General features: G+C 71.3%; 11 protein-coding genes. 5 read left to right on the forward strand and 6 right to left on the reverse strand.

Annotated elements, in window-relative coordinates:
• Positions 1 to 24 precede the first annotated feature (24 nt).
• The gene (locus AC1MGR_RS02180; RefSeq protein WP_480233504.1) at positions 25 to 1221 is read left to right on the forward strand and encodes an aminotransferase class I/II-fold pyridoxal phosphate-dependent enzyme; all 1197 of its coding nucleotides are present in this window, start codon (positions 25 to 27) and stop codon (positions 1219 to 1221) included.
• Between the two features lie 10 nt (positions 1222 to 1231).
• Here AC1MGR_RS02180 and AC1MGR_RS02185 read toward each other — a convergent pair whose 3' ends face one another.
• Together AC1MGR_RS02185 and AC1MGR_RS02190 are read right to left on the reverse strand one after the other, a co-directional pair.
• Positions 1232 to 1402: a hypothetical protein gene (locus AC1MGR_RS02185; RefSeq protein WP_480233505.1), complete on the reverse strand. Its 171-nt coding sequence runs from the start codon at positions 1400 to 1402 to the stop codon at positions 1232 to 1234.
• Between the two features lie 580 nt (positions 1403 to 1982).
• Positions 1983 to 5399: an acyl-[ACP]--phospholipid O-acyltransferase gene (locus AC1MGR_RS02190; protein WP_480233506.1), complete on the reverse strand. Its 3417-nt coding sequence runs from the start codon at positions 5397 to 5399 to the stop codon at positions 1983 to 1985.
• A gap of 211 nt (positions 5400 to 5610) precedes the next feature.
• On the opposite strand from AC1MGR_RS02190, the gene AC1MGR_RS02195 reads away from it, so the two are divergent.
• A complete protein-coding gene (locus AC1MGR_RS02195; protein WP_480233507.1) occupies positions 5611 to 6252 on the forward strand; it encodes a TetR/AcrR family transcriptional regulator in 642 nt (213 codons plus the stop codon).
• Between the two features lie 21 nt (positions 6253 to 6273).
• On the opposite strand, the gene AC1MGR_RS02200 is transcribed toward AC1MGR_RS02195, so the two are convergent.
• Complete coding sequence (locus AC1MGR_RS02200) at positions 6274 to 6630, reverse strand: hypothetical protein (RefSeq protein ID WP_480233508.1); 357 nt, start codon at positions 6628 to 6630, stop codon at positions 6274 to 6276.
• 362 nt (positions 6631 to 6992) lie between these two features.
• Here AC1MGR_RS02200 and AC1MGR_RS02205 point away from each other — a divergent pair, with 362 nt between their 5' ends.
• On the forward strand, positions 6993 to 8693 hold the full coding sequence (locus AC1MGR_RS02205) for a methyl-accepting chemotaxis protein (protein ID WP_480233509.1): 1701 nt from the start codon (positions 6993 to 6995) through the stop codon (positions 8691 to 8693).
• Between the two features lie 60 nt (positions 8694 to 8753).
• On the opposite strand, the gene AC1MGR_RS02210 is transcribed toward AC1MGR_RS02205, so the two are convergent.
• A complete protein-coding gene (locus tag AC1MGR_RS02210) occupies positions 8754 to 9008 on the reverse strand; it encodes a hypothetical protein (RefSeq protein ID WP_108037091.1) in 255 nt (84 codons plus the stop codon).
• A gap of 204 nt (positions 9009 to 9212) precedes the next feature.
• Positions 9213 to 10232 carry a gamma carbonic anhydrase family protein gene (locus tag AC1MGR_RS02215; RefSeq protein ID WP_480233510.1) on the reverse strand — a complete coding sequence of 340 codons (1020 nt, stop codon included), beginning with the start codon at positions 10230 to 10232 and terminating at the stop codon, positions 9213 to 9215.
• 169 nt (positions 10233 to 10401) lie between these two features.
• On the opposite strand from AC1MGR_RS02215, the gene AC1MGR_RS02220 reads away from it, so the two are divergent.
• A complete protein-coding gene (locus AC1MGR_RS02220; protein WP_480233511.1) occupies positions 10402 to 10878 on the forward strand; it encodes a molybdenum cofactor biosynthesis protein MoaE in 477 nt (158 codons plus the stop codon).
• A 159-nt stretch (positions 10879 to 11037) separates the two neighbouring features.
• Complete coding sequence (locus AC1MGR_RS02225; RefSeq protein WP_108037085.1) at positions 11038 to 12279, forward strand: AI-2E family transporter; 1242 nt, start codon at positions 11038 to 11040, stop codon at positions 12277 to 12279.
• A 46-nt stretch (positions 12280 to 12325) separates the two neighbouring features.
• Here AC1MGR_RS02225 and AC1MGR_RS02230 read toward each other — a convergent pair whose 3' ends face one another.
• A complete protein-coding gene (locus AC1MGR_RS02230) occupies positions 12326 to 13222 on the reverse strand; it encodes a site-specific tyrosine recombinase XerD (RefSeq protein ID WP_108037082.1) in 897 nt (298 codons plus the stop codon).
• Between the last annotated feature and the right edge of the window lie 22 nt (positions 13223 to 13244).

Consider the following 13244-nt stretch of genomic DNA (forward strand, 5'->3'; position numbering starts at 1 on the left):
CCCGCTCGCCCCCATGCGGGGGGCATGTCCCTCGCGCCGCCCCTGCCCGACACCGCCGATTCCGCGCCGTCCAGCCTCGACGCGTTCGCCCGGCAGGCCCTGGACGACCTCGATGCGCGCGCCCTGCGCCGCCGCCTCATCGATACCGCGCGCGGCCCCGGCCCGATCGCGCACCGGGACGGCCGGACGCTGATCTCGTTCTCGTGCAACGATTATCTCGGGCTCTCCGACGATCCCCGCGTGATCGCCGCCGGGCAGGAGGCGCTGGCGCGCTACGGCGCCGGGGCCGGCGCCTCCCGCCTCGTCACCGGCAATCATCCCGTCCTCGCCGCCCTGGAGGCACGGCTCGCCGCCCACAAGGGCAAGGACGCGGCCCTGGTCTTCGGCAGCGGGTACATGGCCAATCTCGGCATCGTGCCCGCCCTGGCCGGCGCCCGGGATCTCGTCCTGGTGGACGCCCTCGGCCATTCCTGCCTGTTCGCGGGGGCACAGGTCTCGGGCGCGACGATGCTGCGCTTCCGCCACAACGATGTCGGGCACCTGCGGGACATCCTGACCGCTCGCCGGGCCCGGCACGGGCGGGCGCTGATCCTGACCGAGCGGGTCTTCAGCATGGACGGGGACCGCGCGCCTCTCGACGCCATCCTGGAGGTTGCGGCCGCCCACGATGCCTGGACGCTGGTGGACGATGCGCACGGCCTCGGCGTGGTGGAGGCCGGAGCCCGTGCCCCCCTGGAGATGGGCACCCTGTCGAAGACGCTGGGCTCGTACGGCGGCTATCTCTGCGCCTCGCGCGAGGTCATCGACCTGATGACCAGCCGGGCTCGCAGCTTCGTCTACACTACGGGCCTTCCGCCAGCCTCGGCCGCCGCCGCCCTGCGCGCCCTGGAGATCGTCGAGGCGGAGCCCGAGCGCGCCGCCCGGCCCCTGGCGCTGGCCCGCCGTTTCACGACGCGGCTCGGCCTGCCCACGGCCGCCAGCCCGATCGTGCCCGTCCTCGTCGGCGCGGCGGAGGCGGCGCTCGCGCTCTCGGCCGCCCTGGAGGCCCGGGGCTATCTGGTCGTCGCGATCCGCCCGCCCACGGTGCCTGCCGGCACCGCCCGGTTGCGTGTGGCGTTCTCGGCGGCCCACGCGGCGGCGCAGGTCGACGGCTTGGCTGACGCGTTGGCCGACGCGCTGCGGGCGCTCGGCATCGGACCCCAGGTTTCCCCGGAGACCTGACTCGGACGGATCAGGAGTTGGAGCGGGCGCCGCCGGCGTCGTGATGCCGGTCCTGGAGCCGGCTCGACCGCTCCCGTGCCCGCCGGCGCTGGGCCGAGAAGCCGATCCAGCGGGTCACCAGGGGGCCGCGACGGCGAATGGTCGGTGTCGTGTCCCCGGTCCCGGCCGTCGGGGTGGTCATATCGGCGTCCGCTGTTCCATCCGCGAGATCGCTTGCTTCGGTGGGAGCGTCGTGACCGAAGGCTTCGGGATGGGTCTTTTCCGTCACGACGATGAGCCTCCTCCGGGAATCCTGGGTGTTGCCGTGGGCAGGGCGGACCACGTGTGCGACCGCGCCGGTCCCTGCCGCCGCGTTCGTCGGGCCGGGCCCGTCGCCGAGCGGTCGGAGCTTGCGAATGTCAGCGGTCATCACGCCTGTTGCCATCTGCGCGGGACCCAGCGCGGCGCGCCACGCGCACCCGTGATCCCATCCCGCCGCACGGACCCGGCCAGCGGGTCCTGCAGCATCTGCAACAGCATAAGCGATCCCGCCGCCGGGTTGAGTCGGTCGCTTGGTCTGTGAGTCCATATCTGTTGTCTCGGCGTCCCAAACAGACGTCCGAGCGGCCGTTTGCCGGGTGAGGGGGCGCTGCCCGGCCCACGGAGACGGACCGGATCGCGTCGAATCCGGGCCGCCGATCCCGCGCTCGGACCCGTGCGTGCGATGGGCCGCTACGGTGTCGTTTCGGGGCATCGCGGGGCTTTCGGCCCCGACGGGTCCTTCAGGCGGCGGCGGGCGCCTGGCCGGCCGCGCGCTCGCGGGCGAGCTTGACCACGCTGACCTGATCGACCTTGCCGGTCCCGAGCATGGGCACGCGCTCCAGCACCACGACCTCCGCGGGAATCGCGATCTCCGCCACGCCCTTGCCCTTGGCGAAGCTCTGGTAGGCGGCCCGGGTCGCGTCCTTGCGTTCGGTGAACAGCACCAGCCGCTCGCCCTTGCGGGCATCCGGCACCGCGGCGACGGCGCTCGGGGCGTCGGGCCACAGCTCGGCCGCGAGGGCCTCGACGCTGGCCAGCGACACCATCTCGCCGGCGATCTTGGCGAAGCGCTTGGCCCGGCCCTTGATGGTGACGAAGCCCTGCGCGTCGATGGCGACGATGTCACCGGTGTCGTGCCAGCCCTCGGGAGGCGCCTCGATGCTGCCGGGGCGCTCGGGCCGCAGGTAGCCCAGCATGATGTTGGGACCGTGCAGGACGAGGCGTCCGCCCTCCGCGATACCGGGCACCGGCTCCAGCCGCCAGTCCTGGCCGGGCAGGAGGCGTCCCACGGTGCCGAAGCGGTTGAACATCGGCGTGTTGAGGGCGACCACCGGGCCGCATTCGGTGACGCCGTAGCCTTCCAGGATGCGCAGGCCGAACTTCTCCCCCCAGGTCTTGCGGGTGGTTTCCTTCACCGCCTCGGCCCCGGCCACGACGTAGCGCAGCGACCTCAGGTCGTAGGAATGGGCGGTCTTGGCATAGCCCGCCAGGAAGGTGTCGGTGCCGAACAGGACCGTGGCGTTCGAGCCGTAGATGAGTTCGGGCACGATCCGGTAGTGCAGCGGCGAGGGATAGAGGTAGACCGGAACGCCCGAGACCAGGGGCAGCACCAGGCCGGCCGTCAGCCCGAAGGCGTGGAACACCGGCAGCACGTTGAACACCTTGTCGCTCGGCCCGAAATCGATCCGGGCGGCCACCTGCGCGGTGTTGGCGAGCATGTTGCGGTTGGCGAGCACCACGCCCTTGGGCGCGCCTTCCGAGCCCGAGGTGAACAGGATCGCGGCCGGGTCGTCGCCCCGCCGGGGCACCAGGGGCGCCCGCTTGGCCAGGAAGCCGCGCAGCTTGTCGCCCGTCGTGATGCCGGCGCGGACATCCTCGAGGTAGACGAGGCTGACGGACTCCCGGATCGCCTCCACGAGGGCGCCGAGGCGGCCCTTCTCGATGAAGGCGCGGGAGGTCAGGATGGTGTCGACCTCGGCCGTTTTGCAGGCCGACAGGATGTTGGCGGCGCCGGCCGAGAAGTTGATCATGGCCGGGACCCGCCCGGCGGAGGCCAGGGCGAACAGGGTCACGGCCGCGCCGTTGGCGTTCGGCAACATCACGCCCAGGGGCTTGCCGGGGGTGCCGAGCCCCTGCAGCTTCCGTCCCAGGATGTTGGCGCCCATCACCAGCCGGGAGAAGCTTAAGGATCCGGTGGGATCCTCGACGGCCGTGCGGCGCCAGCCGTGGCGGTCGCCTGCCTCCACGAGGGCCTGCATCAGGCCGCGGTCGATCTCGGTGGTCCGGAAGACGAGGTCGGACATGATTCCGTAAAGCGCGGCGCCCGCCGCCTGCCGGCGAGCCTTGCCCTTGAGAGCCGGGTCCACGCTAAGGGCGACCGGCGAAAGGATCGTGACGGTGACCTTCGGCCACCAGCGCCGCTTCACCTGGTTCTTGGACAGGCGCGAGAAAACGGTCTTCTCCAGGCCGTCGATCTTCACCGGCACGACCATGGCCCCGGACTTGTCGGCGATGAGCCCGGCCCCGTCATAGACCTTCATCAGGCTGCCGGTGACCGTGAGGCGCCCCTCGGGGAAGATGATCAGCGTCTCGCCGCCCTTGACCGCGTTGATGAGCGTGCGGGTGGCCAGCGGCCGGGTCGGGTCCAGGGGCATCGCCTTCGTCATCGCCAGGAACGGCTTCACCCACCAGCGCTGCGCGATGCCGTGGTCCACGGCGAAGACCGGCTCCTGGTCAAGGAGGGAGAGCGCGAGGGGCGCGTCGAGGAACGAGACGTGGTTGAGGGCGATGATGGCGTTCGGGCCGGCCTTCTCGACATTCTCCAGGCCGCGCACCTCCAGGCGGTAGAAGGCCCGGAACAGGATCGAGAGGAAGTCGCGGAACGGGCTCGTCGGCAGGACGGCCAGGATGACCACGCCCGCCACCAGGTTGAGCACGCCGAGCAGGGTCAGGAGCGCGGCCATCGACCAGCCGGCCCCCTGCAGGGCGGCGAGGCCCAGCGCCCCCGTCACCATGAAGGCGGCGGTGAGCACGTTGACGGCGCCGATGACGCGGGCGCGCTTGTCCTTGTCGGTCCAGGCCTGCACGGCCGCGAAGGACGGCACGATGTAGAGGCCGCCCGCGACCGCGAGGCCGAACAGGTCGATCGTGACGCGCAGGCCCGTGCCCGTGGTGAGAAAGTCCCAGGCCCCCGAGGGATCGCCCGAGACGGGGGGAAGATGCGCCACCGTCCAGGCGAGATCGAGCCCGAAGGCGCCCATCAGCAGGGCGCCGACGGGGGTGGGGAGCAGCACGATGCGGCCGCTGGCGAGCCAGGAGGCCAGCCCCGAGCCCACCGCGATTCCGATGGAGAAGACGGCGAGCAGGGTCGTCACCACGGTCTCGGAGCCGTTGAGGCTCTGGCGCACCAGGACGGGGAGCAGCGACAGCACCACGGCGCCCACGAGCCAGAACCAGCTCACGATGAGCGACCCGCGCCACAGCCGGGTGTCGCCCCAGAGATCGCGCAGGAGGGCACCGGTGGAGCGGGCGACGTTGGGGTCGACCCGCAGGGTCGGTGCGGCCTCGCCGGTGGACGGGATCGCCCGCGCCGAGAGCCAGCACAGGACGGCGAACACCATGATCATCGTGCTGAAGGCCAGCGCGCCGCCGCCCATGGCCGTGGCGAGGCCGGCCACGATGGTGCCGAGCAGGATGGCGAGGAAGGTCGCGGCCTCGACCAGCGCGTTGCCCGCGGTCAGCTCGTCCCGGCGCAGGTGGTCGGGCAGGATGCCGTACTTGATCGGTCCGAACAGGGCCGCGATCGTGCCGAACAGGCCGAGGGCCACGAACAGCACCGGGACGGAATGCAGCCAGAACCCGAGGGCCGCCGCCGCCGCACCGAAGATCTCGGCGAATTTCAGCCGCTTGGCGATGAGCGCCTTGTCGTAGCGGTCGGCCATCTGGCCGCCGAGGCCCGACAGGATAAAGAACGGGCCGATGAAGACCGCGCCGGCCAGGGTGACCAGCATCGGCGAGCCGCCACCGCCCGCACCGGCTACCTTGAAGAGGATCAGGAACACGAGAGCGTTCTTGAGGAAGTTGTCGTTGAACGCCGAGAAGAACTGGCACCAGAACAAGGGTGCGAAGCGGCGGGTCGTCATCAAGGTACGAAACATGGAAGGCTCCTCGGACGACGCATGACTGCCCGCACGCGGCGATAGCGTCAAATGGTGAAGCGCGCGCTCTTTGAACACCGTTCAAAACATATCGCTGCCGCAGATCGGGTTCAATGGCGCGATTGCACGTCGTGCAATCCGACGGGTCGGCCGGTGCGACCGCGCACGGGGACGTGGGCGAGACGTGGGCATCACCGGACCAGGAGGCGGGATGGCAGGGGCGGAGAAACGGGGCACGGGCCCGCGCGGCGAGCACAACCGCGACGAGTTCCTCGCCCTGGTCACGAAGGCCGCCGAGAACCTCGTCCGGCGGGAGGGCCTGCGCGGCCTGGGCATGCGGCGACTGGCCAGCACCATCGGGTATGCGCCGAATTCGATCTACAATGCGGTCGGCGATCTCGATGCGGTGATGATGCGGGTCAATGCCCGTACCCTGGCCCGCCTGCACGCCGCCCTCGAGGCGGCGGTGAGGCCGGAGGCCGCTCCGCACGACAGGGCCCTGGCGCTTGCCGATGCCTATCTGGGCTTCGTCGCGGCCGATCCGCAGGTCTGGAGTCTCGTCTTCGAGCACCAGATCGCGCCCGACAGCCCCTTCCCGGACTGGTACGCCGAGGCCCTGGGCCAGACGACCGACCTCGTCGGCCACGTGCTGGCGCCCATGATCCCCAACCCGGACGAGCGTCGGCAGGCGGTGGCGGCGCTCTGGGCGGCCCTGCACGGCCTCGCCTCGCTCTCGACGTCGCGCAAGCTCGCGGTGCTGACGCCGGAATCCCCCCGCGACCTCGCGCGCCTGCTCGTCCGACGCTTCTTGGAAGGGCCGGACCCGGGACGGCCCGAGATCGTGGGTACCTGAGCGCCCTCGGGTCGGCGGAGTCTACGGGGCGCTACTGCGGCGCGTCCGCATTCCCTTGAAGAGTGCAGGATGGGGATCGGTGAGACTGCGCGACGCCGGGAGCTGCGGCGCCGTATCGTCCGGCTCTGCCCGGGTCGGGACCTCGCGCGCGTCGTCCGTCCTCGGGCGGCCGTGGCGGCGCTTGGCCGTCGTCGGACCGGAGTCGTGTGCGTCGGACCGCGGCGCAGGCAGGAGCGACAGGCCACCGAATGCCACGAGGCAGGCGAGGCCGATGCCGGCGGTGTGCCAGCTCGGCTCCGGCGCGATCATCATCGTGCCGAGACCCCCGAGGGCGACGACCGAAGCCAAGTTGCGCGGTGTGAAGGGATCGATGGCCATGACGTCATGATCGGCCCCGTCGCTCACGACTTCGTGAATCGAACGATTCAATTTGTAGGGATTAGATCGAGGCGGGGTCGGGGCTGTCCGGACGCATCCGATCCGGAAGTGCCAGTTTGGAATCCGCGACGCCGGTCGAGCCTTCTCCCTGCGGCAGTATTCGAATCTCGATCGGTACGAGGGTCAGGACCTTGGACTGAAATCATCGTTGCGACGAACTTTAAGATCAGCGAGAGGTCTGGTCGCTTTCAGTTGGTGCAACCAGTGGTTCGGAATAGTTCCTTCGTGAACGCAAGATCTTAAGCATTGCGGAGCGTTGTGGCTGCTCGCCGCGCGTGTTGATCCAGTCCAGGCGGCGCCCGATGAGGTTCGTCGTGTCAGTCAAAGACCTGTCCATTCGCAGTCGCCTGATCGCGGCCTTCTCGCTTCTGACCGTTTTCGTGGTCGGCCTGGGCCTCCTGGGGCTCCTCGGCACGCAGCGCATGCGCGCACAGAGCGTGGAGATTGAGACGAACTGGCTTCCGAGCATCCGAGTCCTGGGCGAGATCGACACGGTCACGGCCCGCATCAGCGCCGTCGTGCTCCGGCATACGCAGGCCACGGATCCGAAGCTGACGGCCTCGATCGAGGCGGACCTCGTGCGCTTCGACAAGAATCTGGCCGACCGCCGGGCGATCTACGAGCCGATGATCGCCTCGCCCGAGGAGCGCGCCCTCTACGACACCTATCTGCGCGATGCGGCGACCTTCCTGCCGATCCGCCAAGCCATCCTGGATCTCTCGCGCAGCGGACAGAAGGCCCAGGCCTTCGAACTCTACGAGAGCAAGGGCCTGCCGGTCCGCCGCGCCGCGTCGAACACCCTGGAAAAGCTCGCGACCCTCAACAATGACGGCGCCGCGCAGGCCCAGGCCCGCAGCATGGCCATTTTCGAGCAGACCCAGACCCTGGGTCTCACCGCCATGCTCCTGGCACTCGCCCTGTCGGCGCTGTCGGCCTTCCTGATCATCCGCGGGATCACGCGCGGCATCGGCGCCGTGGTCCAGCCCATGCAGGCCCTCGCCGGCGGCGACCTTTCCGTGACCATCCCGCACCAGGGCGCCCGGACCGAGATCGGCACCATCGCGGACGCCGTTCAGGTCTTCAAGGACGGCCTGATCCGGATGCGGGGCCTGGAGGAGGAGACGGTGCTGGCGCGGGCGGGGGCGGAGGCGCAGCGCAAGGCGGCGATGCGGGCGATGGCCGACAGCTTCGAGGGGGCGGTGGGGGGCATCATCAGCATGGTGACGAGCTCGGCCACCGAGCTGCAGGCCACCGCCCAGAGCATGGCCGGCACCGCCACCCAGACCGCCAATCAGTCCAGCAGCGTGGCCGCCGCCGCCGACGAGGCCGCCGCCAACGTCAACACGGTGGCGGCCGCGGCCGAGGAGCTCGGCTCCTCCGTGCAGGAGATCGGCCGCCAGGTCGGCAGCTCGGCCGCGATGGCCCAGACGGCCGTGGCCGAGGCCGCCCAGACCGCCAGCTTCGTGCAGACCCTCAACACGGCCGTGGCGCGCATCGGCGACGTGGTGACGATGATCACCTCGATCGCCGGCCAGACCAACCTGCTGGCGCTGAACGCCACCATCGAGGCGGCCCGGGCCGGGGAAGCCGGGCGGGGCTTCGCGGTGGTGGCCGCGGAGGTCAAGGAGCTGGCCAACCAGACGGCGCGGGCCACGCAGGAGATCGGCGAACACATCAGCCAGATCCAGGGCTCGACGGGTCAGGCGGTGGCGGCCATCGACGGGATCGCGGCGCGCATCCGCGAGATCAGCGGCGTGGCCACCTCGATCTCGGCGGCGGTGGAGGAGCAGGGGGCGGCGACCCAGGAGATCGTGCGCAACGTGGCCCAGGCGGCGATGGGCACGGGGGCGGTGACGACCAACATCGCGGGGGTGGCGGGGGCGGCCGAGGAGACCGGTGCGGCGGCGAGCCAGGTGCTGGGCGCCGCCTCCGAGCTCTCGCGCCAGTCCGAGCATCTCAGCGCCGAGGTCCAGCGCTTCCTCGCCACCGTGCGCGCCGCCTGAACGGCGACGCGGGGGAACGGATAGAGAAAGGGCCCGGAGCGATCCGGGCCTTTCCTACTTTCAGCGGCTGGTGGGGACGCCGGGCGCAGCGTCGGTCATGCCTGGACCCGGACGGCCGGTCGAGCCCGTGGTTGCGCTCCGGTCCTGGGTCGGCGCGGTGTCAGCGGGAGAGCCGTACTGGGAGGCGTTCCGCGCGCCGTTCTGCTCCAACTCCTGGGCCGGCGCGTTGTTGGCCGAGCCCGGGCCGCTGCCGGCGGCGAGGGCGACGCCCCCGAGGGCGAAGGTCGCGATGACGGCGAGGGTGACGGCTTTCATAGGAAACTCTCTGCGAGACAGCATCGGGGGCGGACAACGTCCGTTCGATGACAGGTGTTCCCGAACCGAACGGGGCGGTGTTTTCGCGTATCCCGCCGCACAGGTCCCCTGAAATCGCCGCTCCCTCCCGGTGCCACGGGTTCTAGGAAGATGGCGTAACGGGCGCCCGCCACGACGTTCCGGTCCGCCGCAGGGAGACCCGTCTCAAACGAGGGCCGCTTCCGCCTGCCGGTAGGCCACGCCGTGGGCCACGTAGCCCTCGACCACCCGGGCCATCATGGTGCGCTTCTCGGCATCGAGGGGGCCGAGGATGCGGGCTGGGCGTCCGCCCCAGAGGTGGCCGCCCTCCAGGAGCTGGCCCGGATCGGTGGCGGCGCCGGCGGCCAGCAGCACGTCGTCGGCGATCACGGTGCCGGGCGCGACGACGCAGCCGATGCCGATCAGGCTGCGCGCGCCGATGCGGCAGTCGGAAAGGCGGACATTGTGCCCGACCGTGGTGTCGCGCCCGAGCACGACGCCCTCGCCGCGGGTCCGGATGACGGTGTTGTCCTGGATGTTGGTGTTGGCCCCGACCACGATGGGGCCGACCTCGGCGTGGAGGTCGCAGGAGAACAGCACCGTGGAGCCGGCCCCGAGGGCGATCCGGCCGCGCAGGCGTGCGGTGCGGGCGACGTAGACGCTGGGATCCGGCTCCGGCTCGTCGGCGGCCGGTGCCGCCGGCAGGTCGCCGGAGGCCTCGCGCAGACGCTCCGCCTGCTCGGCGATCTCCGGCAGGCTGATCGCCCGCACCGCCTTGGCGGGACTGCCCGTATAGGCGAAGCCGGCGGCGAGGTGCGCCCGCGGGAAGACGGTGGCCCCCGCCTCGATCAGTACACCGCTCTCCACGCTTGCCCCGTCGAGCACGATCACGTCGTCCTCGATCACCACGTCGGAGCCGACGGTGCAGGCATGCACCACGGCGTTGCGGCCCACCGTGACCCGGTCGCCGATCAGGGTGGGATAGGTGTTGGTGGCGATGTGGACGGTGGAGCGGTGGCCGAGCCAGAAGCGCTCGCCGATGACGATCCGGTCTCCGTCGGCCCGGATCACGCTGTGGTCGCCGAGCCAGGCCTGGGCGCCGAGGGTGGCGTCGCCGATCACCGTGCTCGCGCGGCCGCACCAGACCGGACGGGCTGAGAACACCGGCAGGACGCCGTCATGGGGCAGGATCAGCTCTGGGGTCACGGCGGAAAATGTCCTTCGCAATCCCGGTGGTGTCGCCGGGCGTTCGGGGGCATAGAGCGCCCGTGCCCGTGAGGGCAGGTTCGCCGGGCCTCGTCAAGGGTGTACCGACCGGACGCGGCGCACCCAAGTCCCTCACGCCGCCGTTCCGAGACCAGCCCGGGGAAAGCCCATGCCCGATGTCAGCATCCAGAGCGCACCCTTCGACGCGAGCGCCGAGATCGCCCGGCTCACCCGCGATCTCGGCGGCAGCGCCGGCGCCATCGTCACCTTCACGGGCCTGTGCCGCGACGAGGGCGGTCGCCTCACGGGGCTGGAGCTCGAGCATTATCCCGGCATGGCCGAGGCGGAGATCGGCCGGGTGGTCGAGACCGCCCGCGCGCGCTGGCCGCTCCAGGGCGTGTGCGTGATCCATCGCCACGGACTCGTGGCCCCGGGGGAGGGCATCGTCCTCGTGGTCACCGCGTCCAGCCACCGGATCGCGGCCTTCGAGTCCGCGAGCTTCCTGATGGATTATCTCAAGACGCGGGCCCCGTTCTGGAAGCGCGAGCATCTCGCCGACGGCACCACGGGCGGCTGGGTCGAGGCGACGGAGGCCGACGACCGCGCCGCCGCGCGCTGGGATCGGGCGGCCCCCGCCCCACGCTAAGGTTGCGTCGCGGCCGGTCGCGGTACCGGGCGGCGGAACTCAAGCTGAGCTGGCGACATCCTCCCGCAGGATGGGCCGGGCGCAGCGCGGCCGGGCCTGCCCGGAGACCCGTCCGAAATCCGCGTGCCCGACCCGGCATGCCAGGAGCCCAAACCGTTCATGGCCATTCCCTTCCTCCGCGAGGAGCCCGCCGGCCCGCGCCCGCGCAGCTGGTCCCTCGCCGTCTCCGGCATCGCCGTCGTGGCCTTCATGGCCGTCCTGGCGCTCGCCTGGATGGCGGCCTCGACGCTGCTCCTCGTCTTCGCCGGGATCCTGCTCGGCGTCTTCCTCGACGGTCTGACGCGCCTCCTCGGCCAGGTGCTGCCGGGAAGCCGGGGCCTGCGCCTCAGCCTCGTCAGCCTCGTGCTCGCCGGCCTGACCCTCGCCCTCATCGCCTTCGGCGGCGCTACGATCGTGCAGCAGGGACGGGATCTCGGGCAGACCGTGGCGTCCCAGGCCGGCACCCTGCGTGACCGGCTGAAGGATTACGGCATCGACATACCTGAGATCGCCCCGGGCAAGGGGAGCGGGAAAAAGGCTGGCGAGTCTGCGAGCGGCGAGAGCACGGGTGGTGCACCCGGCGGCGGGGATGGAAAACCCGGCGGCGGGGACGATTCTGGCCCTCGGCGCGACGACGATTCCGCATCCTCCGGCCAGAAGCCGGGCGGCCTCGCGGGCCTCGCCTCGGGGGCGATGAAGAGCCCCGGCTCGCTGCTGTCGGATGCCGGCAGCGTGCTCGGGCCAGCAGCCACCGTGGTGATCGGCCTGTTCAGCGCCCTGGGGAACGCCCTCGTCATCATCTTCCTCGGCCTCTCGGTGGCGGCCGATCCGGGCGCCTATCGCGACGGGCTCGTGCGCTTCGTGCCGCCGGCGCACCGGGATCGCGCCACCGCCCTCCTCGACGGCATGGGCGAGACCCTGCGCCACTGGCTGTTCGGCCAGCTCATCACCATGGCGGTGATCTTCGTCTGCACCTGGGCGGGCCTCGCCTTCCTGGGCATCGGCGGCGCCCTCATCCTCGGCCTCCAGGCCGGGCTGCTCGCCTTCATCCCGACCATCGGCCCGCTGATCGCCGGCGTCGTGATCCTGCTGGCCTCCCTGGCCTCGGGCACCACGGCGCTTCTCGGAGCCCTCGGCGTCTACCTCGCGGTGCAGACCCTGGAGAGCTACGGGCTGACGCCGTTCATCCAGAAGCAGGCCCTCGACATCCCCCCGGCCACGATCTTCGCCGGGCAGCTCGTGCTCGGCGTGATCTTCGGCCTCTGGGGCATCGCCCTGGCCCTGCCGCTGATGGCGGTGGCCAAGGTGCTGCTGGCGCAGCTCTACATCGAGGACACCCTGCACGAGGAGGCGGAGGGCTGAGACGCCCTCTCGGTGCCGGTGCCTGGGCGTCCGGCGCGGCCGGGTCTCACTCGTCCATCAGGGGGTGCAGGTCACGGACCATGCTCTTCAGGCGCTCGTCGAGGACGTGGGTGTAGATCTGCGTCGTCGAGATGTCGGCATGGCCGAGGAGTTCCTGGACGATGCGCAGGTCCGCGCCGTTCTGCAGCAGGTGGCTCGCGAAGGCGTGGCGCAGCACGTGTGGGCTGACCCGGTCGGCCCGGAGGCCGGCGGCGGCGGCCACCGTCTTCAGGTCGCGGGCGAAGGCCTGCCGGGTCAGGTGCCCGCTCTCGCTATCGGCGGGAAACAGCCAGGGGCCGTCGGCGCGCAGATGGGCGAGGTGGTCGCGCATGGCGCTCCGGGCGATCTCCGTCAGGGGCACCAGCCGTTCGCGCCCACCCTTGCCCTTGACCACGAGGTAGCGCTCCTTCGTGGAGGCCGCCGCCCGGGGCAGGGCGATGAGTTCCGAGACGCGCAGGCCCGTGGCGTAGAGCAGCTCGATCAGGCACAGCATGCGCATGCCCCGCGCGTCGCCCGCCGCATGCGCGCGCGCGACCGCGAGCAGCCCGTCGACCTCCGCCACCGAGAGCACCTTGGGCAGGGCCCGGACCCGGCGCGGGCCGCCGATCGGGGCGCTGGGGTCGTCCTCGGCCAGGCCCTCCGCGTAGAGGAACCGGTGGAAGCCCCGGATGCAGGAGAGACGCCGCGCCGCCGAGGCCGCCGAGAGGCCCCGCGTCTCGAGGTCGGCGAGGTAGGCGCGCAGGGGAGCCGCCTCCATCGCGACGGGGTCGTGCCCATCCCGCGCCAGGGCGGCGAGGTAGTCGGCCAGATCGCGCCGATAGGCCGCCAGGGTGTTGGCGGCTGCGCCGCGCTCGGCGGCGAGCATGTCGAGGTAGTCGCGGATCAGGGCGTCGCCCGCGGACATTTCGCCCACCGGAGTTTTCTCC

It is taken from the genome of Methylobacterium sp. BI1 (assembly GCF_056680125.1).

What these genes read in the sequence shown, in the direction of transcription:
- AC1MGR_RS02180 (WP_480233504.1), top strand. Translation starts at nt 25, where the DNA reads ATGTCCCTCGCGCCGCCCCTGCCCGACACCGCCGATTCCGCGCCGTCC.
- AC1MGR_RS02185 (WP_480233505.1), bottom strand. Translation starts at nt 1,402, where the DNA reads ATGACCACCCCGACGGCCGGGACCGGGGACACGACACCGACCATTCGC.
- AC1MGR_RS02190 (WP_480233506.1), bottom strand. Translation starts at nt 5,399, where the DNA reads ATGTTTCGTACCTTGATGACGACCCGCCGCTTCGCACCCTTGTTCTGG.
- AC1MGR_RS02195 (WP_480233507.1), top strand. Translation starts at nt 5,611, where the DNA reads ATGGCAGGGGCGGAGAAACGGGGCACGGGCCCGCGCGGCGAGCACAAC.
- AC1MGR_RS02200 (WP_480233508.1), bottom strand. Translation starts at nt 6,630, where the DNA reads ATGGCCATCGATCCCTTCACACCGCGCAACTTGGCTTCGGTCGTCGCC.
- AC1MGR_RS02205 (WP_480233509.1), top strand. Translation starts at nt 6,993, where the DNA reads ATGAGGTTCGTCGTGTCAGTCAAAGACCTGTCCATTCGCAGTCGCCTG.
- AC1MGR_RS02210 (WP_108037091.1), bottom strand. Translation starts at nt 9,008, where the DNA reads ATGAAAGCCGTCACCCTCGCCGTCATCGCGACCTTCGCCCTCGGGGGC.
- AC1MGR_RS02220 (WP_480233511.1), top strand. Translation starts at nt 10,402, where the DNA reads ATGCCCGATGTCAGCATCCAGAGCGCACCCTTCGACGCGAGCGCCGAG.
- AC1MGR_RS02225 (WP_108037085.1), top strand. Translation starts at nt 11,038, where the DNA reads ATGGCCATTCCCTTCCTCCGCGAGGAGCCCGCCGGCCCGCGCCCGCGC.
- AC1MGR_RS02230 (WP_108037082.1), bottom strand. Translation starts at nt 13,222, where the DNA reads ATGTCCGCGGGCGACGCCCTGATCCGCGACTACCTCGACATGCTCGCC.